Genomic DNA, 22,246 nt, shown 5'->3' with positions numbered 1-22,246 from the left:
GCTTCCTGTAATTATTGCCCGATAGGCGTTTCGTGCAGGTGCAGCCAGCGTAGCCCGTCTGCGCTTTGGGTAAAGACCACCGTAGAATAACGCAAGGTCGCAGGTTGGCCTGGCAGCGTTTGCTTCTCGCGATAGTTGACTACGGCCCCCGTTGGCCATTCTGCGACCATCTTCATTTCTTCGATCGCAATCTCAAGCCCCGGCTTTGCAGCCCGATGCGCCTGGAAAAATCCCTCCAGTTCGTTGGACCCCAGCTTGCTGCCGTTTAGGGCAATCATGCAAAAATCTGCCTGAAACCGCGCCAAGAGCGGTTGCAGTTCCCCAGCCCCTTTTCCCAGCCAGTCGGCGATAGCCACATGGGCGTCAATCACTTCGGTAAAATAACGATTCATCAGGATCCCTGTTCAGCGTTGAGATGGCGCACGATGGCGCGGTTGGTAATACGCAGGCACAGCAGCATCGGGAACAGCGTACTGGCTGCGGCGAGATAAAAACAGTAACGATAGGCCATGAGCGCCTCCATATGGCCGAGCAACAGATTGAGCAACAGGCTGAGCAGGGTAACGCCAAAGCAAAAGCTCAACTGGCGGTTGATATTCCATAGGGCGCTGGCATCGGCCAACTGGGTGTCGGCAATGGTGAGAAAGGCGCAGCTTTGTGCCGTGCTGCTACATAGGCTGCCACCCAGCCCCATCAAGGCAAACGCGAAGATTTGCCAGCTATGCTGCCCGGCATCGCCGATCTGCGATAAGGCCAGCATCCCCAGGCCTTGCAAAGCGCAACCGGCAATAAACAGCGGGCGCGGGCCGCAACGGTTGAAAACCTTGCCGGTCAGGGTGATAGCAGCGAAAGAGGCCAGTGACCAGGGAACCATCAGCCCGCCCACCTGAGTGGCCGACATACCCAGCTGGTTTTGCAGGTACAGCATCGCCACCAGGCTGACGCCGATGAACAGACCAGGGATGCACTGGTAGACGATCATGGCGATACGCAATTGTGGGTCCCGTACCAACCGCAGGTTCAGCAGCGGGTGTGGATGGCGCAGGCTGTGCCGCAGGTAGTAAGCAAACACCAACAGCCCAGCGAACAGCAAGCTAGCGCCTTGCAACAGCAAATGGGGGTCGCTCAGACGGGTCAGGCCAAGCAGGATCAAGGTAAGTGCCAGGCAGGCGCTAATCAGCCCGGTGACGTCCAGCCGCTTAACCTCGCTGGCCGCAGGCTCGTTACGCAGCCACAGAACGGCCAACAGCAAAGCCAGTGCCGCCAGCGGCAGGTTGCTGTAAAACACCCAACGCCAGTCAAGATGATCGACAATCAGGCCACCCAATGCCGGGGAGAGCGCCGGAGCCAGCAGCCCCACCAGCATGATGGCGGCAGAAAGCCCGGCGCGTTCATGGCTGCGAAACAGCTGATAGGTGAGCGTTTGGCCAATCGGGATCAGCAACCCTCCGCCCATACCTTGTATCACCCGCCAGCCGATCAGTGCTTCGATCGAGCCAGCGCGGCCTGCCGCCGTGGTTGCCAGCATAAACAGCACCAACGACAGCAGAAAGACCTGCCGCCCGCCAATGCGTTGCGCTAGCCAGGCGCTGAGCGGGATCACCAGCGTCAGGCCAAGCAGGTAACCGTTGCTGATCCAGGCCAGTTGGCTGATGTTGGCCTGCAAAGCGTGTCCGATCGCCGGGTAGGCGACGTTGGCGATAAACATGTTGATCAGATCGACAAAGAATCCGAGCAGATAGACGATTGCCACTTTAGTGCGATAAGCCATGAAGCCTCCGGTTGAAGGCGTGCAGTGTAGCGGGCGGGAAAGGGCTGATAAATCGGCGCTGGGCGATTACACTGTCAAAAATATTTTGACAGTGGGTGGGTGAAAGATGCTCAATTTAGCCAGATTAGCGATGTTTGCGGCGGTGGTCGACACCGGCAGTTTTACCGCTGCGGCGGAGGCACTGGGGCAAACCAAGGCGGTGGTCAGCTTTAACATCAAGCAGTTGGAAAGCGAGCTAGGCGTTTCATTGCTGGTGCGCAGTACGCGGCGGCTGTCACTGACCGATGCTGGCGAGCGTTTTTATCCACGTTGCCAACGGCTATTACAAGATGCGGAGTACCTGCTCGACGATGTGCGTCGCGATCATCACGGCTTGAGTGGCATTCTGCGCATCACAAGCACGCCGGAATATGGTGCGCAGGTTGTGGTTCCGGCCTTGGCCGCCTTCGCGCAGTTGCATCCGCGCTTACGCATTCAGCACGTTTCTTCTTCCTATCACGCGGATCTGATTTCCGAGCGGTTTGACGTGGCTATCCGTCTGGGTCAGTTGGCGGACTCCAACCATCATGCGGCGCTGATCGATAACTTCGCTATCTTGCCGGTAGCGTCTCCGGCTTATCTTGCACGGTGGCCGATCGCGTCATTGCCTCAACTGGCTCAGGCTGCCTGGCTGGCCCACAGCCGCCTCCCTTCGCCGCTGAGTTGGCAAGTGCTCACCCCTGAACGTCAGGCGGTGTTGTTCAGGGTAGAAGATGACGCCAGGCTGATGGCCGATAGCGCCACTGCGTTGCTGACTTTCGCGTTACAGGGGGCGGGTGTGGCCCTGCTGCCAGAATGGTTGGTACGGCCCGTTATTGCCAACGGGCAGTTATGCCACCTGCTGCCAGATCATCAGTTCCCGGTACAGAGCATTTATGCGCTTTATCCCAACACGCGCCATGTGCCGGAGAAGGTACGGGCGTTTATCGATTTCCTGCGGGCGAGGATAGCCACGGCTGAATAAAAGCCAGCACGGCAGCGATGGTTTGCTGGTGGGCGCGTTCACGCTCGGTGGGGGAAGAGCCACAGATAAAGGCTTCCCCTTCCTCCGCTAATATCTCTGGGGCGGCTGGGGTACAAAGCTGTAAGAAATCGAAGTGATTGCTGCCCGGCAAGACGACGGCCTTGATTGGCTGCTGCCCGCTGTGCGTTGCCAACGACTCAGCTCCCAGACTTTCCGGATCGCTGCCCGGCATAAAGCGTTGTGCGGCGATGACCAGCAGCGGCGCGTTGATTTTGCGCAGGCTGGCCGGTTGCAGATAGGGCACCATGCCTGGGTCCAGGGCGATGGCGAAGCGGATGCGGGCATCGGTGTAATTAGCGTCAAACTGGGTGGTAGAGATGCTGTTTTTGTTAACACCGGCATAAAACAGGCAGTTAGGCGAGCGAGGTTGGCGCTGGCAACCGGCGATAAAATCCTTTAACGCGACTTGGCCGCCAATTGCAGATATCGCGCTGTAACCCCCTTTGGAATGCCCTGCCACACCAATGGCCTGTGCGTTGATCCGCGGCTGCCATGTGCCATCCTTGAGCATGGCGTCGATCAGCGCCGAGATATCGCGCGTTTGTTGCCACAGTTCGAGCGATTTTGCCGGGATGGAATCACCGCTGGTACTGCCCGGATGATTGGCTGCAACCACGATCATTCCTTGTTCCACCAACGCCTTCGCCAGCCAGGCTTGGCTGCTATTGTTGCCACCGCTGCCGTGGCTGATGATCACCAAGGGAAAATGCCCGGTTGCTGGTGGGGCGTCTGGCAGAGCAGGGATGCCTGCAAATACCGGCCTGCCACCAACCTGTTGCGGCTGGCCTTGGGCATGAGTGGGATAATAGATACGACTGACCAATGGGCGATCGCCGTTATAAAACGTTTGCAGGCGGCTGGCAACCTGCCAGGGCGCGGCGGTGGCGACACTGCTAAACAGCAGGCACAAGATCCATAACTTTTTCATGATGACTCCTTCAAGGGGAAAACCAGACCATCGCATTCGCGTTATCCTGGCGCGACCTCGATCGCGATCCAGGTCGTTAAGCGATTGTTTTAGCTGATTATGGTCTCTACACTGGGGCGTTCCCGAATAACCACAGAGGTAACATGCCGCTTATCCCGCTGTCTTTTCTCTTCAGCCTGTTGTGCCTGGCGTTGATCGTGCGCCTTGGTTGGCCACGGCCACACCGTTGGCTGCTACAGCTGTTGCTGTTGATCTGCGCCTGGCAAAGCCTGCTGGTGGGGATCCGTTTTGGCTATCAGCAACCTTGGGTCGCTATTTTACAACCGCTGGGAGCCGCCCTAATCCCGCCCTTGTGTTATCTGGTGCTGATGCTGCAAGCCCGTGGGCCGATGGGCTGGCGCATTGTTGGGCATCTGACGTTCCCGCTATTGGTGTTATTGGCGCAGTGGCGCGTCTTGGCGGCGCTGGATGGGCTGATCGTTATTGGCTATCTCGGTTATGGCGCGGCTATTTTGCTGTACCTGCGGCGCGGTGAGAATGCCTTGCAGCAGGTGGCGCTGGCGGACAGTTGGCTGAGCTATCGCTTATGGTGCGGATTGGGCGGCCTGCTGATCGTCTGCGGCCTGACCGAGTTGGCGATCACCCTGGATTATTCGCTATTAGCCGGGAGGCATGCTGGCGCACTGGCGGCTTTTGGCAATGTGATGATGGTCTTGGGAGTCGGACTGGTGCTTGGCCGTGAGCGCCAACAGCAGGAACCCGAAGAACAGCCCTTGCCACCAGTGAAAACCGAGGCGCTAACAGAGGATGATGAGCACTGCTTTGAACTGATCAACCAGCGGCTCCGCCAGGACGATCTCTATCTGGAACCGGCACTGAACCTAGCCCGGCTAGCACGCAAGGTGGGCATACCGGCACGTAAGGTCTCCCAGGCGATTAACCAGCAAGCGGGGATGAACGTATCCCAATACGTGAATCAATTACGCATTCAGCAAGCGGCGCAGTGGTTGAGCAGCAGCGATCGCCCGGTGACCGAGATTATGCTGGAAGCCGGTTTCAGCACCAAATCCAACTTTAACCGTGAGTTTCTGCGGGTTCAGGGGATGAGCCCCAGCGAATGGCGTAGACAGCAGGCGGGGGGCCAATAGCTGCAGATTATTCCTAAACCAGAATGAGTACGGATAAATTAATTGTTTCATCTCCTGATTACGGTAAGGTCGCAAAGCTACCCAGAACTGAGAGGAGAAATAGATGTATTTACGGCCGGATGAAGTGGCTAAGGTGTTAGAGAGTACCGGTTTTGAGCGTGATTATGTCACCGATCAGACCTACGGTTTTCGCAAGGGCGAGCACTACGTGTATGTGAATCGGGAAGCGCGAATGGGCAGAATGGCGTTGGTGATCCACCCGGCGCTAAAAGAGAAGAGCCTCCATTTTGCCACGCCCACCTCGTTGATGCGTAACAGCGAGCAGTATCTTGAGTTTCCCCTGGATTTAAGCGGCGATACGCCCAACACGCGTTACGGCATTCCTCACGGTTTCAGCTCCCGCGATGCGCTCTCGCGCTATCTCTACAGCATGTTCCTTTAAACTCTCCCCCGTAAGCGGGGGAAAGCTTCACCAGTTGCCCAATGCTTCCCGGTTATAGCGTTCGTTGTAGGCCCGGCGGAACTGCGCCAGTTCAAACGCATCCAGATCCAGTTCGGCAAAGTAAAACAGCGCCGCCTCGGTGTGTTCGGCATGCAGTTCCGGTGACAGCCCGGCACGCAGCAGCGTTTCCCGCCACAGGCCAATCTGCTCATCGTCCGCCTGCTTGATAAACGTCAGATAGATAAACAGCATATAGGCGGCCTGATGCATCTCTTCGGTATAGCCGTTGTTCAACATGCGGATAAAGCTTTGGCTGTGGCGGTTGCCCATTTCCTGCAGCATGGACTCCACCAGCATCGGTTTTACTTTCAGCAAATGCGCCAGTGAATCTATCGCCTTGCGGGTGTCGGAGGTCAGGACACGATAGCCAATAATGAAAACTACGATCAGGGCGGCGATGATGATCCACGTCATGTATGATTTTTACCGTCTTGGTGCGCAGCATCCGCGCCCGAAATTGTCAGTGTTGCTCGCCGCTGAAATTGTCCGCGGCCCGTTGTTTATTATGGACATGGCGATTAAAGGTGGCGGCATCTTGTGCCAGCGCATCCAAATGGGCACCCAGCATCTTGATCTGCTTGACCAGGGCATGCTGTTCCGGCACCGAACTGGCGGTGCTTAGTTTGTTGACCAACTGTTCATTCTGCATGCGCAGCGCGATTTCACGCCGTTGCGCTTCGGCCAGTTGCTGTTGCAGAGCCTGGTAGCTTTGTTGCCATTCACGGTGCTGCTGTTCGAAGCTGGCTTGTAACTCATTCATTGCATTCTGAAACTGGATTTCCAGCTCGCGCATATTCATGGGTTGGATCCTTTGCGGCACTCAATAATGGCCTGCAGTATAACGAAAACCGCTCACAACCTCACCCGTTGCCGTCAATTCCTTGCTTGCAACCCTGGCAAGGCGTCTTACAATCAAGCCATTCCCACTAAAAGCAATAGTCCGCCGGTGGGTGAAATCTCCCGAGAGTGATGTGAAATGAGCAACGAAGAGAACGATTTTTTTGCCCAGGCGATGGCCGATGTGAGGCCGTTATCCGCGGGGCAATCCACGCTGTACCTCAAGGCGCAGGATCCCGTCGATAAACGTGCTCGCCGGGAAGCTCAGGCGTTACAGTTGGAGAACTTCCTCAGCACCAGCTTTCTGGACATTATTCCCTGCGATACCCCGCTGGAATATAAGGGCGAAGGTATTCAGCAAGGGGTGCTAGACAAGCTGCGTCACGGCCACTATCCACCGCAAGTAAGCCTTAATCTGTTGCGTCAGCCGGTTGAGAACTGCCGCCAGGCGCTGTTCCGCTTTATCATCCAGGCGGAGAAAGACAGCCTGCGTTCGTTGCTGATTGTGCATGGCCGTGGGCGCACAGATCAAAGCCATCCGAACATCATCCGCAGCTACCTGGCCAAATGGCTGGGGCAGTTTGAGCAGGTGCAGGCGTTTTGCCGGGCACTGCCACGTGACGGTGGGGAGGGGGCGTGCTACGTCACCTTGCGTAAGTCTGCCGCAGCCAAGGCGGATAACTTCGAACGCCATGCCAAACATAGCCGCTAAGGTGTGAGCATGGCGGCGCAGGAGAGCGCCGCCATAGGGGAGAGCTAGCGTTTAAACCACTTATAATCCAGAGAGTAACGGCCAGCACCGGTGACGGCAAGCAGCAGCAGACCGGCGATAATACTGATGTTTTTAAAGAAGTTGATTTCGTTGCCGATCATTTCTGCCCCGCTAAAACGCCAGAACGGGTGGCCGATAAAGGCGGTACCCAGCACATAAAGCGCATAAATGATGGCTATCGGCCGGGTGAAGGCCCCCAGCACGATGAAGATACCGAAAATGAACTCCACCACCACGGCGACAACCGCGGCCAGGTAAGGCATTGGCGTACCGTAGCCCTCCATCGCCGTGACCGTGGCACCAAAGTTGGTCAGCTTCATCCAACCGAAAATCAGAAACAGGATCATCAGCAAAATTCTGGCCAACAGAATGGTGCCGTCTTTTACACTTTCGCTCATTGTGAACCCCTTAACCACTACCCAAAATAGGTTGCTGTACCTGGTAAATACTAGATCAACTTCACATTTTATCTAGGGAGATGGCGTGAGAGAGCTCACGGAATATCAGCAGACGCCGAAGTCGTCGTCTTCGTGATAGGGGTTCACTTCGTTGGCCTGCACCTCGGTGCGTTGCTCTACCCCCAGTTCGACCCAACTGCATATCAGCGCCTCTCCATCCTCTTCGATAACGGTCATTTTTGGCCCACCGGTTTTACGCTGCACAAAATCACCCACGCTAAATGACATATCGTTTCTCCAGATCTGTTAGGGGGAAAACTGAGTATAGGAGACCGGAGGGATCCCTCTATAAACATTCCTCAACTGCCATCTTACGCAGGGGGGGGCCTGCTTAGATGCCCGATAAATTGCCGTTTGTGCCTGAATTGGTTAAGTATTATGCTGGAAGCAGGAAAATCACGCTATTTAGGGAACATCATGACAATTGAAATTCGCGCGGCGGTGAAAGCCGATGCCAAGCTAATTCTGGATATGATCATCGAGCTGGCCGTGTACGAAAAGGCTCGTGATGAGGTGCGTACCAACCAGGCAGAGATCGAGGAAAGCCTGTTTGGCCCCAACGCCTGCGCAGAGGCGCTGATTTGCAGTGTCAACGGCGAGCCAGCAGGCTATGCGGTGTTCTTTATGAGCTACTCGACCTGGCTGGGTAAAAACGGCATCTATCTGGAAGATTTGTACATCACACCCAAGTTCCGTGGGGCGGGAACGGGCAAAGCCTTGCTGCGCCATATCGCTCAGCTTGCTTGCGAGCGCCGTTGCGGACGCCTGGAATGGAGCGTGCTGGACTGGAATCAGCCAGCGATTGATTTCTATCTCAGCATTGGTGCGGCTCCGCAAGATGAATGGGTGCGCTATCGTATGGAAGGCAAGGTACTCGAGCAGTTTGCCATGTCTTGATCTGCGCCCGTTTCGGGGGAGGCATCTCCTCCGAAGATTGAGATTGAATGCTTTTTTCCACCGCTGGCGCTATCCTCCCGTCATAGTGCTGCACCAATACCTTCATTTTCTGCTCGGTTTATCCCCTGCTTTGTCCTGTGAGGTTTCCTACAACACCCATCGATGGGCGGCTTTGCCTCGTCTGGTTACACTAGAGCCAATAAAAATAAGGAGGTCTTATGCGGGACATTCAACAGGTTTTGGGGCGTTGGGGCGTGTGGGCACGGGAAAGTTCTTCTCTGGGATATTCGCATATCGCCGCCGGTTTTAAAGGGTTGCTGCCGGGCAGTAGCAAACAGCAGGCCTCTTGCTGTGACGAGGACGGCTTGGTGGTCGATCGCGCCGTTGCTCACCTCCAGGCCCTACGTCAGCCGGAGGAGTTGGAACTGATCTTGCGTTACTACGTTTACGGGCAATCGAAGTCCGCCATTGCTCGCGGCTGGAAATGTTCGGAAGGCCGGGTAAGGCAACAGATGCAGGTGGCAGAAAGTTTTATCGAGGGGTGTCTGATCAGCCAGAATATTCGTTTGGAAATGGATAGATAAACGATGACCGATAATAAAAAATAAAGACTTTTTAAATTGAAGTAATTACTACCCCGCAATGCGGGGTGGTTTTGTTATTTTAAATTAATGGCGAAAAATAATTTAATAAAAATCTATTCGCTACGAGTTTTATCTAGTAAGTTGATAGCGTGGTTATTGCGTTTCGCAGTTGGTAAAAATATTTTTTAAAATAAACTTCTCGCTACGAATTATATCAGCTAGAGTGCTATTACTGGTTTAACCCAAGGTGATGCACTCTTATCAATAGGGTTCAATCAGGAGGCGCCATGAGCACCTTGCGTATCAATGATTTATTTGAGTCCAGGTTAACGGCCTGGGCTGAAGAGAAAAATATTAAATACACCTTGGCAAACGTGACGTTTACGGCGGATGACGATCTTCATCTGGAACCGTTTATTGCTCCGGAGCCTGCGGTGGCGTTAGGTATTTCCCAGGAGGTGCAGACCTACAGCGGGAATTATCAGGTTAATATTGTGATGAAGAAAGGGACGGGCGCGAAAACTGGCTATCAACTGGCGGAAGAGATAATTTCATTATTCCCCAGGGGATTGGTGCTGGCGGACGATGCTTTTAACTGTTATGTCAACGCTGGTGGCAATATCCTGCCAGCGATTGCCAAAGATGAATTATATACCCTGCCGGTGGCTATCGGTTATTGGGCCGGGTATTAATGCCACAATAGTGTAGTCAACATCGCTGGGGGGAAACTCTCCAGCAAGTAAACCAAGCATACCGCCATCCGGCGGTTTTTTTATATCTGAAATTGGAGAATTACCATGGGTTTTGCATTACCAAATGGCGCCACCGTATTTGCTGGCGCGCCAACAGCACCAGGCGTAGTCACTACCGCAGTCAGCAATGCTAACGGCGCCGTATTTACCGTGGCCACCGGCCACACTCTGAAAGTGGGTGACATCGTAATGGTACGCTCTGGTTGGGGCCTGATCGACAGCCTGGTGGCCAAGATCACTGCCCAAGTGGATACCAGTATCACCATTGGTGCCATCAATACTACCGACGTAAGTTTCTTCCCGGCCGGTGGCGGCAAAGGCTCCTTGCAGAAGATCGCCAACTGGACGCAAATTCCTCAGATCACCGAGGTAGCGCAGTCTGGCGGCGATCAGCAATACGTGCAGGTGCAGTTCCTGGAAGACGATCGTCAGCGTAACCTGGCCACCTTTAAAGCGGCCAAAACGCAGACCTTTACCTTTGCGCACGATGCTTCTCAGCCGATCTACAGCCTGTTGCAGGATGCCGATCGCAATGGCGTCACGCTGGCGTTCTACATGCATGTGCCAAAAGCCAAGGAGTTGCGCTACTGGTCTGCGGTACCGGCGTTTGATCCGCAACCGACCACCGCGGTTAACCAGGTTGAAACCGTACAGGTGGCGCTGGCGGTGCAGTCTTGCGATATGACGTTCTATAAAGTGACTGCTTAAACAGTCCATCAGCGAGCCCGATATTTTTCGGGCTCGATTTTTTTGCCGAATTATTTAACGATAGAGAGATAATCATGACCGAATTTAACCTGACACCGAATCCAACCTTTAAAGTCGACGTTAGCATTCCTCGCGCAGGTGACAGTGATGGGGTATTGACGTTTACTTTCAAACACAAAAAGCGCAGTGAATTGGAAAAACTGGAGAAAGCGCTTCGTGAGGCCAGCGAAGAACAGTTGAGCTCTGGCAACTATAGCAATCTACCGATGGCCGACTTCTTACGTGAGATCTGCGCTACTTGGACTTTACCCGATGAGTTGAATCAGGAAAGTCTAATCACTTTGCTGGACAACTATCCACGTGCTTTTGATGCTATCGCTACGGCTTATACCAAAGAGCTGATGGCGGTACGAGAAAAAAACTAATCGCGCTTGCTGAAGCCTTCTATTCGCCGGAAACGCCCCGTGAAGAACTGGCCGCATTTGGTCTATCTCCTGATGACTATGAAACAACCGTTCTCGATGTTTGGCCGGATATGCAGCCTGCATTCCAACTTTTTCAGGCGATGGCAACCCAATGGCGTACCGGTATGGGAGGTATTACGGGGTTAGATTACAATTGCCTTCCCTGGTTAATGCGGGTTTATGCCGTGGAGGATGAAGCAAGCGTGTTAAATGACATCCGAATTATGGAAACCGCAGCGCTTAAGGTGATCCACCAAAAATAATCGTCTGCGATGATGCCAGCCTTGAGCTGGCTTTATTGTTATAGCCAGGAGTAAGGCATGGCAGATATTACAACTATGACGCTGCGTGTTAATGCCAGTGATTTGCAGCGGGCTAATAGAGATCTGGTTGATTTGCAAAGCAACATTTCTGTGGCAACGAGTCGATTCGAAATGTTAAATCGTACGTTACGCGGCGGAATGCAGGAGATCAGCCGTTATAGCAATATTGGTAGACAACTGTCTCAGCTAGGAGAGAGTACCAATGCTTTTATAATTAACTTGAGAAGAAGCACTGCAGCAATAGAAGAATACCGGCAAGCGCTGGAAGGGATGCAGGGACAAGCTTCGAATACAGCTTCCATTTCTGGCTCTACCTCTGGAGATTTTGGTTGGAAAGAGGCTTTGGACCAAGGTTCACAGCTAGTAGATACCTATGATCAGGTGCAGAAAGTACTTGCTCCATTAGGAAGGATGGGACCTCTGATTGCTGTAGCTGTGGGCACTACAGCATTACTGGGTACCGCATATTACCAAGGTGCCAAAGAGGCCGAAGAGTTTAACAAACAGTTAATTCTCACCGGCGACTACGCAGGTAAATCATCTTCCCAGTTACAAGAAATGGCAAAAGCTATCTCGGGTGATGGAATTACACAGCATACTGCTGCAGGCATACTTGCTCAGGTAGTTGGTTCAGGTTCATTCAACGCAAGCCAACTAGAAACGGTAGCTAAGACTGCAGCTGCAATGCAGGAAGCAACTGGCCAATCTGTTGATGTGACCATCAGTAACTTCCAGAGACTTTATGACAGCCCGACTAAAAGTTCTGTAGAGTTAAATAAACAGATGCATTATTTAACCTCATCCCAGTACGAATATATTTCGTCATTAGAGAAACGAGGATACAAGGAGGAAGCTGGTGAGGCTGCTGCAAAAGTGTACAGCGAGGCGGAGCGGCAACGTAGCAGAAAAATTTTAGATAATCTTGGCTTGATAGAGCGAGCGATTAAAGCTGTAAATGATGCTAAAAAATCTATGTGGGATTCGCTATTAGATGTTGGGCGGCCAATATCAATGGAAAATAATCTTGCGGAATTACAGAGTGAGCTTGATAATCGACAAAAGGCACTTTTACCTGAACGAGAAAAACCGGTCTCATATGGTTATACCAGCAGGATTGGGGAAGGGTTAGGTGGAGATGATTATGAGCAACGGAGATATAATCAACTTGCTAGAATCAATGATTTAAAAGCGCAAATAGCATTAATACAGACAGTTATAGATTTGAATGGTGTTGTTACGAAATCAACTAATAATGCAACGCAAGCTGATGAAGCCAGAACGGCGTCCCTAAAATATCAAAATGATGTATTATCCAAAAATCAGTCATGGCAACAAAAACGCAACGCCGCCTTAACTGAGCTTTGGCGGATGGTCGCAAAAGCCCCGAAAGATTGGAGTGATGAGGATCGTAAAAAAGCGGTTGACCAGATCAATGCTGATAATAAACCGCCAGTAGCTATAAGTTCTCCTAAGTATTATGACGAACAGCCCGCGAACATACTCAAGCAAGAGCAAGAGCGGTTGGCTTTATTGAATGATGAAAATCATGCGCTCATGATCCAGGATAATAAGCTTATCAGCCTTACCGAAGGAGGGAAACGTCTAGCGATGCTGGATAGGGAAATAAATCGTCTTCGTGGGGAAAACCGTCTGTCATTGCAAGAACAATCCATTCTCAAGGGTAAAGAAGCACTAAGAACGGCAATCCTTGAAACTGAGCAGCAGGAAAAGTTTAATCAGGAAAAACGCCAAGGATTGGAATTAGAACTTAAGATGGAGCAATACACGAGAACGGTGGAAAATCGTTCTGTACAGGAGTTGAAGAAGTATGGGCTAAGTAAACGAGAGCAGTCTCGCATTGATGAGCGCAATCAACTTAAAAATGCTTTCATTGAGGGGGGCGGAAAATTTGGTATTGACGATAAAGCTACAGGACCTGGTGCAGAGAAATACAATATAGCTAGAGATACTCAGGAGCAATTCTATGTTGATGATGATAAAAAACGCGGGGATTGGCTGCTAGGAGCACAAAAAGGTTGGAACGAATATCTGGACTCTGCGACCAATGTATATGATTCAATGGCCAATATCGGCCAAGCGACCTTTAGCGGTTTATCAGACATGCTTACCAGCATGGTGACCACTGGCAAAGCCAACTTCCAAGAGTTTACCGCCTCAATCCTGAAAATGATTATCCAGGTGATTAACCAACTGCTAGTAGCTTTTGTCATCCAAAAAGCAATGGGTTGGATTAACCCATCGGCTGCAGCAACAGGACATTCCAGTGGTGGCTATACCGGTGACGGCGGCAAATACGATCAGGCGGGCGTGGTACACCGTGGCGAGTTCGTGATGACCAAAGAAGCTACCCAGCGGATCGGCGTGGGCAATCTCTACGCCATGATGCGCGGCTATGCGGAGGGTGGCCTGGTGGGCGGCAACAAAGCCCCGATGTACGGCCTGGCGGCAGAGCAGGGTGGTGGCATAACGGTCAACAGCACCGTAGTAATGAACAATGACGGCTCCGCGAATGCGGCCAATAGCTCCTCTGCCGGTGACGGCATGGGCAAGCTGGTGCAGGGCATCGTTAATCAGGCGATCACCGAACGTTTGGGCAAAGAACTCAAGCCAGGCGGCCTGATCTGGAACGCCTCAGCGGCCCGCTGATCCTCCTTATCAATTATCAATAATAATCACCGCAGCCTGGCATCAGGCCTGACCAATCGCTCCTTATCGGGGGCAATGTCTGGCTAAGCGACTGACGGTTATTACTGCTCGGAGTTTTTATGCTTATCGATACCTTTCAATGGCAAACCCAGGCCTCGCCTAGCGGTAACTTTGTCCATAACGTCAGAAGTGCGCAGTTCGGCGACGGCTATAAACAGGTCAGCAGCAATGGGCTGAACCAGGCGGTGCAGCAGTGGCAGTTGGCCTATACCGGCCATCCGGCCGTGACCCAGTCGATGCTGGCCTTTTTAAATCAACACGTGCTCGTCGCCTTTTTCTGGACGCCGCCCAACGGCAAGAAAGCGCTATTTCGCGTCAAATCGGATTCAATCTCCGTCACACCGCTTGCGCGCAATGTGGAGGCGTTGAGTTTTGCCTTTGAACAAGCCTTCGGCGTATAGGTGCAATCATGTCATTTAACAGTCAAGTGCAAAAGCTGGCGCCTGGGGAACTGATCCAGCTGATTGAAATTGATGGCACCGCCTTTGGCGCGGCCATCATGCGTTTTCATGCGCACAATATTCCCCACACCCAGGCCGAGATCGCGGCGGCGGGTAACGATGCCCAGCGGCTGAAACCAAAATCGATCTGGTGGCAGGGAAACGAGTATGAAGCCTATCCCTACGAGATCACCGGCCTGGCAGCAACCAGCGATGGTTCGCAACCAACGCCCAGGCTCAGCGTCGCCAACCTCAGCAATCTGGTGTCCTCACTGTGCCTGACCTTCAACGACATGGTGCAGGCGAAAGTGCGGGTACACGACACCTTTGCCAAATACCTGGATGCGGTCAACTTCCCCGAGGGTAACGCCCTTGCCGATGCTTCGCAGGAGCGAGTGCAGGTTTTCTACATCGACAGCAAAAGCACCGAAACCAACAGCGTGGTGGAGTTCCAGCTCTGTACACCGTTCGATCTGCAAGGCCAGCAACTGCCCTCGCGGCAAATTCACGGGCTTTGTACCTGGTGCATCCGGGGTTGGTACCGCAGCGGCAGAGGTTGTGATTACAGCGGCGGGGCCTGTTTTGATAAGGACGATGAACCGATCGACGATCCGGCGTTAGACGTCTGTGGTGGCCGGGTGTCCTCCTGCAAAAAACGCTTTGGTGATGCGCAACCCCTGGCCTTTGGCGGGTTCCCAGGTTCCAACCTGTTGGGGAGGTAATGATGCAGGCTGAAATCATGCAGGCCATCTGTGAGCATGCCGCAGCGGAGTATCCCAATGAGTCCTGCGGTTTTGTGGTGCAGAACGGGCGTAAGGCGCGTTATCTGCCGTGCCGCAATGTGGCGGAAAACGCGTTGGATAACTTTGTCATTTCCCCCCAGGAATACGCGCAGGCGGAGGATCAAGGCGAGATCATTCGCATCATCCACAGCCACCCAGACGTGCCCGTTTTGATCCCATCTGAGATGGATCGCCTGCAGTGCGATCACTCGGGCATTGTCTGGGGCATCGTTTCGTGGCCGGAAGGGGATTACACCGAGGTTGTGCCACGCGGTGAGCGTCCGTTGGTTGGGCGCAGTTGGCTGTTGGGGCATGCCGACTGCTGGTCATTGATCCGGGATTACTATCGCCAGGAACACGGCATCGCGCTGAATGATTACTCGGTGGAGCATGAATGGTGGGTCGACGGCAAAACCCGCCTGTATGACGATCACTGGTACGCCGAAGGGTTCCGAGAATTTCAGGGGGCGATGCGCGCGGGCGACATGATCATGATGCAGGTTTCAGCCCCGGTGACCAACCACGCGGGTATCTATCTGGGGGACGGCATGATGCTGCATCACCTGTTCGGTCAGCTTAGCCAGCGCTATCCCTACAGCGGATATTTTCAGGAGCGGACGGTACGCGTAGTCCGCAGAAAGGAGCTTCTATGATGCAAACAACAAGACTGATCCGGTTGGGGGGCCAACTGGGCAAAAAGTTCGGTAAAACCCATCGGCTGGTGGTGGCGGATACGCGCGAAGCGCTGCGGGCGCTGTGTATCACCTTGCCCGGATTTGAGAGCTTTATGATGAATGCCCATAAGGACGGCGTGCAGTTTGCCTTCTTCAATGGCTCGCAGAATATCGGCCTGGCCGAGTTTGCTACCTCCAAAGGCAACGCCGATATCCGCATTATGCCGGTGATCGCTGGGAGTAAAAATGCCGGGATGTTCCAGATTGTGATAGGGGTGGCGGCTCTGGTGGGGGCATTCTTCACCGCAGGCGGAACGATGGCATTGTGGGGGACACAACTGGCAGCTGGTGCTGCAGCGGTAACCGGTTTAACCATGATGGGGGCTTCGATGGTGCTGGGAGGTGTCATGCAACTGATGACGCCACAACCAGATTTCGGCATGTCCTCTTCCCAATCGGTAGAAAACAAACCGTCCTATGCCTTCGGTTCACCGGTCAACACCACGGCGCAGGGTTACCCGGTACCAGTGCTGTACGGCGAGCGGGAAATCGGTGGCGCGGTAATTTCCGCCGGTATTTACGCTGAAAACCAGCAATAACCCCCCTTTAGGGCATTTTTCTACAGGTCGCATTCGCGACCTTTTTTGTGGGCGTGATATGACAAAGTTAACTATTCATGGGCGCAAGGGCGGTGGTGGATCGGCGCATACGCCGGTTGAAGCTCCCGATGATTTGCAGTCCAACGCTAAAATCAAAATCCTGCTGGCGCTGTCTGAAGGGGAAATTGCCGGTGAGTTAGACGGCACCCGCATCCTGCTCGACGGCACCCCGGTGCATAATCCCGATGGCAGCGAAAACTTTACCGGCCTGAAGTGGGAGGTGCGTAACGGCACCCAGACTCAGGATTATATCCAGGGAATGCCGGACGTAGAGTCTGAAACGCCGGTCAACGTCAAGCTGACCACTACTAACGTCTGGACCAAAACCTTCACCCGAACCGATATCGACGCGCTGCGCATACGCATGGGCTTCCCGGCGCTGTTCCAGCAGGAAGATAACGGCGATATGAACGGTTCGCAGGTAGAATATCTGATTGAGCTTTCCACCGACGGCGGAGCCTATCAAACCGTGGTCACCGGCACGCTAAAGGGCAAAACCACCAGCCTGTACGAGCGCGATCACCGGATTAATCTACCTAAGGCAACCACCAGCTGGACGCTGCGCATCAAGCGCATCACCCCGGACTCCACTAGCAGCAAGCTGGTAAACACGACCCAGATCCAGACCTACACCGAGATTGTGGACGCCAAGTTCCGCTATCCCAACACCGCCTTGCTGTTTATCGAATTCGATGCCCAGCAGTTCAGCTCAGTGCCGAAAATTACGCTCAAGCCGAAGGGCAAAATCATCCGCGTGCCGGCCAACTATGATCCGCTGGCGCGAACCTACAGCGGCAATTGGGATGGCAGCTTTAAGTGGGCCTGGAGCAACAACCCGGCCTGGGTGTTTTACGATATCGCGCTGGACAAGAATTACGGCTTAGGCAACCGGGTGACCGCCGCCGAGATCGACAAATGGGGGCTGTACAGCATCGCGCAGTATTGCGATGAGCTGATTGATGATGGTCTGGGGGGCGGGGGCAAAGAACCGCGTTTCCTGTGCGACGTGTATATCCAGTCGCAGCAGGATGCCTACACCGTATTGCGTGATATCGCCGCCATCTTCCGCGGCATTACCTACTGGGGCAACGACCAGCTGTTTGCCTATGCGGATATGCCGCGCGATGTGGATTTCGTCTATTCGCGGGCTAACGTCATTGGCGGTGAATTTGCCTATGCGTCGGGTTCTTACAAGAATCGCTATACCTCGGCGCTGGTGAAATGGGGCGATCCGGCCAACCATTATGCCGACGCGGTGGAAGCGGCTTACGATAACGAACTGGTGAAGCGCTACGGCGTTAACCAGACTGAAATCACCGCCATTGGCTGCACGCGGCGCACCGAGGCTCACCGCCGTGGGCGCTGGGCGATCCTGAGTAACGCCAAAGATCGTACCGTCAGCTTTACCGTCGGGTTGGACGGCAATATCCCGCTGCCAGCTCGGATCATCGGCATTGCGGATGCCATGCTGGCAGGCAAGACCAACGGCGGGCGCATCCATTCCGCGCAGGATCGCGTGGTGGTGCTGGACCGTGAAGTGGAGTTTGGCAAAGGCGATCGCCTGATCGTCAATCTGCCGGACGGCACGGCACAAACTCGTACTATCGCCAGTATCGCGGCAGACAAGCGTACGGTGACGCTGACCGCCCCGTTCCGCCAGCAACCAGAGCCTGAAGCGGTCTGGAGTATCGATTCCGAAAACCTGGCGATCCAGCAGTTCCGCGTGGTGTCGGTCCAGTCCAACGATGATGGCACCTTCGCCATTAACGCCGTTGAGCACGATCCGGATAAATACGCCTTTATCGATAACGGCATCCGCCTGGATGCGCCGCCAATCACCGTCACGCCACCAGGAGCAATGCCTGCTCCGGCTAATATCGCCATCTCGCGCTACGACTACGTCAGCCAGGGGATTAACGTTGCCTCAATGCGGGTGCACTGGCGGGCTGTCGCAGGCGCGGTGACCTATGAAGCGCAGTGGCGCAAAGATAATGGCAACTGGGTAAATGTGGGGGCGACGCCTTCACTCGGGTTTGATGTTAACGGTATTTATGCCGGTAACTATGACGTACGGGTGCGTGCGGTGAATGCGGTGGGCGTTTCCTCGCAGTGGGGTCATGCCGAGCCGAGCTATCTGGCAGGAAAAGCGGGTGCGCCGCCCAAGATTGTTGCGCTGACGGCAACCCAGGATGTGGTGTTTGGCATCCAGCTTGCCTGGGGCTTTGGCCACAACTCTGCCGACGGCCTGAAAACCACCCTGATGGTAGCCAGCCGGGCGGATTTCGCCGACGAACGCTTATTGGCCGATGTGCCTTATCCGCAGCATCGCTATGACATGCAGGGTTTGCGTGCCGGGCAGGTGCTGTACTTCCGTGCAGCTTTTACCGACAAAACCGGCAACCAGTCCGACTGGAGCGAGTTTGTGCGTGGGATGGCTTCGGACAGTGCGGACGTGGTGCTGGCGCAAATTGCGCAAAGCATTACCGAGACCGAACTGGGCAAAGATCTGTTGGAGAAGATCAACAGCCTGCCTTCGGATCAGAACGTCCAGGATCTGGCCGAGAAGATCGCCCAGGCACAGGCCGATATCGAGGCGAACAGGGATGCGCTGCAAGGGGATGTCGATACCCTGCAAGCGGCGCTGAACAAGGTTAACGCCGAGCTGGCGGGCCGGAATGCCGATCTGAGCAATGCTGTCGACGTGCTGCAACAGGATTTGACGCAGTTGGGCAAAGCCGCCATCGAAAACAGCCTGACCATCGAGCATAACCGCCAAAAACTCTCCCAGGCCCAGGAGGTTCTGAATAGCGATATCAAGGGCGCACGCGGGGAAATTGACAGCACCCGCGCCAGCTTGGCGCGAGCAGATGCCGAACTGCAAGCCAAGGTCGATGCCCTTACCGGTGGCACCAACGCGGCAATGGCTCAGGTTGCTTCGCAGATCACTCAATTGCAGGATGATGATCAGCAACTGGCCAGCAAACTTGACGTGGTGATTGCCAAAGCCGAAGGGAACGCCGCACAAATCGCGCAGGAGCAAGCTGCTCGAGTGGATGCCGATGGGGCGTTAGCCAAGGATATCAGCTCGGTGAAAGCCACGGCGGATAATCAGCAGGGTTTGATTATCAAGCTGGAGCAGGCGCAGGCCGATGCCGATTCTGCTTTGGCTAAGGTGGAATCCAATGTTTCTGCCAACGCCAAGGCAATCGGCAGCAACAAGACGGAACAGGACAAGGTTAACTCGCAGGTTACGCAGAAAACCGAAGCGCTGGCCGATCAGCAGAAAACGCAGGGCCAGCAGCTCAGCGGCCTGACTTCCGAGTTTAGCGAAAACCGTGCGGATGTAACCCAACAGCTGAAAACGCTGGCGGCGACAGACTCTGCTCAGGCCCAGCAGATTTCCGGTTTGCAGGCCAGCACGGGCAGTAACACTGCGGCTATTCAGGCAGAGGCAAAATCTCGTGCCGATGCCGATGGGGCGCTGAGCCAACGGGTTGACGTGATCCAGGCTACCGGCCAGGAAAACACGGCGGCCATCACCCGCCTTGGCATCGCGCAAACCGAAGCCGAAAGCAGCACGGCCAGCCTGCAACAGGCATTGGAGGCCACGGCCAAGGCGAATATCGAACAGGCGCTTAAGCAGGATAACGATGTTCAACGTCTGGACGAGAGCAGCGCCCGGTTAACCACGGCGCAAACCGTTTTCGCCGATCGGCAGCAGGCGCAGGCCCAGCAGATCACGCAGCTGGATGCGAATTTTGGTGATGTGTCTGCGCAGTTACAGCAGGAGATCACCACCAGGGCCAGCGAGACCGGCGCGTTGTCACAACGCTTTGACCATTTGAGCGCAGATGTCGGCAGCAATCAGGCCGAGGTGAATCAGCGTTTGCAAGCGCTGGTGGATAGCGGCAGTGCTCAAGCGTCGTTAATTACCGGCCTGGGGGCGGCCAGCAGCGAAAATAAAGCGGCGATCGCCGCCGAATCGCAAGCGCGGACCACGGCGGATGAAGCATTATCTCGGCAATTGAGTTCGCTGGATTCCACCGTTGGGCAAAACACGGCGGCCATCAACGAGCGGCTACAGACGTTGGCCAATCAAGACTCGGCCATGGCGGAGCAGATTGGTTCATTAACGGCGACCTCTGGCGAAAACAGCGCGGCGATCGGCGAGCTGAAGCAGGCACAAACTGACTCGGCAGGTTCGCAGGCTTCACTTAGCAGCTCGCTTGAAGCCATTGCCAAGGCGGATATCGAACAGTCGTTAAAGCAGGCGGAAGACGTTATCAGCAATGACGTGGTCACCGCATCGATCAAGACCCAGCAGAACGTAATGGCGGACGATCAGCGCGCCCAGGCGCAGCAGATCACCGAATTACGGGCAAGCTTTGGTGATGTTGATGCGCGCTTGATGACGGAGCAGACGGTGCGTGTGGAAGCTGACAAGGCGTTATCCCAGCAGGTGACAGCGCTGGCAGGTAGCGTGGGGGACAACAATGCCCAACTCAATCAGCAGCTGCAGGTGCTGGTGGATACGGACAGCGCCCAGGCCAAGCTGATTAACGACCTGACCAGCCGAACAGGGGCGAATGAGGCTTCGGTTACCGCCCTGAGCCAAACGCTGACCGATAGCAATAGCGCGACTGCTCAGCAAATTGGCGCTTTGCAATCCGCTACTGGTGACAATACTTCGGCTATTACTTCGCTGTCGAAAACTGTGACCGATAACCAATCGGCAACGGCTAACGATATCAAGTTATTGAATACGGCGGTGGGGGATAACAAGGCGGCAGTCCAGCAGGTGAGTTCTGCGCAGGCGACCTTGGATGGTAAGGTCTCCGCAACCTGGTCGGTAAAAGTTGAAACCAGTAAGAAGGGGGAAAGCAGCGTTGCCGGTTTGGCATTGGGGGTGGATGACGCCGGTAACCGGCAATTCCTGGTGCGGGCCGATCGATTTGCTTTGGTGACCAAAGATGAAGGCAATGTGTCTGTTCCCTTCGCCGTGCAAAATGGCCAGACGTTTATTAACTCGGCGTTTATTGCTGATGGGACGATTACTAACGCGAAAATAACGGGGTGGATAGGCTCTGATAACTTCATCGATGGGAGACAGGGTTGGGCTATCAATAAGTCTGACGGTAACGCTCAGTTTAATCAGGTTTCTGTTCGTGGAAATATCTATGCGGATGGTGGATATTTTAGAGGCGATATCACTGGGGCTAATGGAACATTCTCGGGAACTATTTACGCCAATAAAATAATAGGCGATCTAGTAGATAGCAACAGTATGCCTAACGTGATTAACATCTCTAGGTATATTAATAGGGAGTCTTATGTTGATATTCCATTGGTTACTATAATGGCGTCCAGCTTTGAGAAAAGAGGTGTAATACAAGGGCTGCTACCTAATGGATTGAGTCATTACCCAGAACGAGGGGTGTCTGTTGCTCCAGGGAATGTTGCAAGCGTATGGGGATATGGGGGGGCGAATGGCTCAATTGCTCTTTTATTAAATGGCAATGTGATAGCTAAATCATATAGAGACTATGGTACTAACGGTTACTTACCGGGAATAATAAGTAGTATACCCATAACCATAAAAGCCAGTAGTAGTGATAATCAGTTGGTATTGAGAGTCTTCAATGATGGATACGAGGCAAATTGGGTGGCGTTTTTCTTACAATGCTCCATTATATTATCTCGTTCCACACAGAATATTATTTTTAATAACGTCACTAACTAAAAGCCGCCGCGAGTGGT

Annotated in this window: 23 protein-coding genes; 16 read left to right on the top strand and 7 right to left on the bottom strand. The window is 53.9% G+C overall.

From position 1 onward, the window contains the following. Positions 1-11: 11 nt before the first annotated feature. Together KGP17_RS20760 and KGP17_RS20755 are read right to left on the bottom strand one after the other, a co-directional pair. Positions 12-392: a hypothetical protein gene (locus KGP17_RS20760; protein WP_021807632.1), complete on the bottom strand. Its 381-nt coding sequence runs from the start codon at positions 390-392 to the stop codon at positions 12-14. Further along, entirely contained in the window at positions 392-1,771 is a 1,380-nt protein-coding gene (locus KGP17_RS20755) for an MFS transporter (RefSeq protein WP_166733200.1), read from the bottom strand. Before KGP17_RS20755 ends, KGP17_RS20760 begins: the two co-directional genes overlap by 1 nt. A 106-nt stretch (positions 1,772-1,877) precedes the next feature. Here KGP17_RS20755 and KGP17_RS20750 point away from each other — a divergent pair, with 106 nt between their 5' ends. Next, positions 1,878-2,774 carry a LysR family transcriptional regulator gene (locus KGP17_RS20750; RefSeq protein ID WP_059201591.1) on the top strand — a complete coding sequence of 299 codons (897 nt, stop codon included), beginning with the start codon at positions 1,878-1,880 and terminating at the stop codon, positions 2,772-2,774. Here the strand turns inward: KGP17_RS20750 and KGP17_RS20745 are convergent. Further along, on the bottom strand, positions 2,734-3,762 hold the full coding sequence (locus KGP17_RS20745) for a dienelactone hydrolase (RefSeq protein WP_223498262.1): 1,029 nt from the start codon (positions 3,760-3,762) through the stop codon (positions 2,734-2,736). The genes KGP17_RS20750 and KGP17_RS20745 overlap by 41 nt on opposite strands. Positions 3,763-3,905: 143 nt before the next feature. Here KGP17_RS20745 and KGP17_RS20740 point away from each other — a divergent pair, with 143 nt between their 5' ends. Next, the gene (locus KGP17_RS20740; RefSeq protein ID WP_021807636.1) at positions 3,906-4,910 is read left to right on the top strand and encodes an AraC family transcriptional regulator; all 1,005 of its coding nucleotides are present in this window, start codon (positions 3,906-3,908) and stop codon (positions 4,908-4,910) included. 103 nt (positions 4,911-5,013) lie between these two features. Then, positions 5,014-5,352 (top strand): DUF2002 family protein, encoded by a 339-nt coding sequence (locus KGP17_RS20735; protein ID WP_021178947.1) that lies wholly within the window; start codon positions 5,014-5,016, stop codon positions 5,350-5,352. Between the two features lie 27 nt (positions 5,353-5,379). On the opposite strand, the gene KGP17_RS20730 is transcribed toward KGP17_RS20735, so the two are convergent. Beyond that, positions 5,380-5,826, bottom strand: coding sequence for a DUF1198 family protein (locus tag KGP17_RS20730; RefSeq protein ID WP_059201588.1), 447 nt, complete (start codon positions 5,824-5,826; stop codon positions 5,380-5,382). Between the two features lie 46 nt (positions 5,827-5,872). Further along, on the bottom strand, positions 5,873-6,211 hold the full coding sequence (locus tag KGP17_RS20725; RefSeq protein ID WP_021178945.1) for an MbeD/MobD family mobilization/exclusion protein: 339 nt from the start codon (positions 6,209-6,211) through the stop codon (positions 5,873-5,875). A gap of 177 nt (positions 6,212-6,388) precedes the next feature. On the opposite strand from KGP17_RS20725, the gene smrA reads away from it, so the two are divergent. Next, on the top strand, positions 6,389-6,961 hold the full coding sequence (gene smrA / locus KGP17_RS20720) for a DNA endonuclease SmrA (RefSeq protein ID WP_223498261.1): 573 nt from the start codon (positions 6,389-6,391) through the stop codon (positions 6,959-6,961). A gap of 44 nt (positions 6,962-7,005) precedes the next feature. On the opposite strand, the gene KGP17_RS20715 is transcribed toward smrA, so the two are convergent. Next, positions 7,006-7,419 (bottom strand): DoxX family protein, encoded by a 414-nt coding sequence (locus KGP17_RS20715; protein WP_021178944.1) that lies wholly within the window; start codon positions 7,417-7,419, stop codon positions 7,006-7,008. A 105-nt stretch (positions 7,420-7,524) separates the two neighbouring features. After that, positions 7,525-7,707: a YodC family protein gene (locus tag KGP17_RS20710; protein WP_021178943.1), complete on the bottom strand. Its 183-nt coding sequence runs from the start codon at positions 7,705-7,707 to the stop codon at positions 7,525-7,527. 189 nt (positions 7,708-7,896) lie between these two features. Here KGP17_RS20710 and KGP17_RS20705 point away from each other — a divergent pair, with 189 nt between their 5' ends. From KGP17_RS20705 to KGP17_RS20650, 12 genes are all read left to right on the top strand, one after another. Beyond that, positions 7,897-8,376: a GNAT family N-acetyltransferase gene (locus KGP17_RS20705; protein ID WP_179252118.1), complete on the top strand. Its 480-nt coding sequence runs from the start codon at positions 7,897-7,899 to the stop codon at positions 8,374-8,376. 218 nt (positions 8,377-8,594) lie between these two features. Beyond that, complete coding sequence (locus tag KGP17_RS20700) at positions 8,595-8,960, top strand: antiterminator Q family protein (RefSeq protein WP_223498260.1); 366 nt, start codon at positions 8,595-8,597, stop codon at positions 8,958-8,960. A 287-nt stretch (positions 8,961-9,247) separates the two neighbouring features. Beyond that, a complete protein-coding gene (locus tag KGP17_RS20695; RefSeq protein ID WP_223498259.1) occupies positions 9,248-9,652 on the top strand; it encodes a phage tail terminator-like protein in 405 nt (134 codons plus the stop codon). 105 nt (positions 9,653-9,757) lie between these two features. Beyond that, the gene (locus KGP17_RS20690; protein WP_059201585.1) at positions 9,758-10,420 is read left to right on the top strand and encodes a phage tail protein; all 663 of its coding nucleotides are present in this window, start codon (positions 9,758-9,760) and stop codon (positions 10,418-10,420) included. A gap of 74 nt (positions 10,421-10,494) precedes the next feature. Further along, entirely contained in the window at positions 10,495-10,845 is a 351-nt protein-coding gene (locus tag KGP17_RS20685; RefSeq protein WP_029711939.1) for a phage tail assembly chaperone, read from the top strand. Between the two features lie 110 nt (positions 10,846-10,955). Further along, positions 10,956-11,147: a DUF1799 domain-containing protein gene (locus KGP17_RS20680; protein WP_024530935.1), complete on the top strand. Its 192-nt coding sequence runs from the start codon at positions 10,956-10,958 to the stop codon at positions 11,145-11,147. Positions 11,148-11,204: 57 nt separating this feature from the next. After that, positions 11,205-13,874: a phage tail tape measure protein gene (locus KGP17_RS20675; protein ID WP_223498258.1), complete on the top strand. Its 2,670-nt coding sequence runs from the start codon at positions 11,205-11,207 to the stop codon at positions 13,872-13,874. A 119-nt stretch (positions 13,875-13,993) separates the two neighbouring features. Further along, on the top strand, positions 13,994-14,335 hold the full coding sequence (locus tag KGP17_RS20670; RefSeq protein WP_024486957.1) for a phage tail protein: 342 nt from the start codon (positions 13,994-13,996) through the stop codon (positions 14,333-14,335). Between the two features lie 8 nt (positions 14,336-14,343). Beyond that, positions 14,344-15,096 carry a phage minor tail protein L gene (locus KGP17_RS20665; RefSeq protein WP_094982627.1) on the top strand — a complete coding sequence of 251 codons (753 nt, stop codon included), beginning with the start codon at positions 14,344-14,346 and terminating at the stop codon, positions 15,094-15,096. Between the two features lie 2 nt (positions 15,097-15,098). After that, on the top strand, positions 15,099-15,809 hold the full coding sequence (locus tag KGP17_RS20660; RefSeq protein ID WP_223499700.1) for a C40 family peptidase: 711 nt from the start codon (positions 15,099-15,101) through the stop codon (positions 15,807-15,809). Continuing rightward, positions 15,806-16,429, top strand: a complete 624-nt coding sequence (locus KGP17_RS20655) for a tail assembly protein (protein ID WP_223498257.1) — start codon at positions 15,806-15,808, stop codon at positions 16,427-16,429. The genes KGP17_RS20660 and KGP17_RS20655 overlap by 4 nt, the downstream gene beginning before the upstream one ends. Before the next feature lie 58 nt (positions 16,430-16,487). After that, on the top strand, positions 16,488-22,229 hold the full coding sequence (locus KGP17_RS20650) for a DUF1983 domain-containing protein (protein ID WP_223498256.1): 5,742 nt from the start codon (positions 16,488-16,490) through the stop codon (positions 22,227-22,229). Positions 22,230-22,246: the final 17 nt, after the last annotated feature.

Origin of the sequence: Serratia sp. JSRIV001, from assembly GCF_019968745.1 — a bacterium.
Taxonomy (GTDB): Bacteria; Pseudomonadota; Gammaproteobacteria; order Enterobacterales; family Enterobacteriaceae; genus Chania; species Chania fonticola_B.
This window is presented reverse-complemented; position numbering and strand designations above follow the sequence as displayed.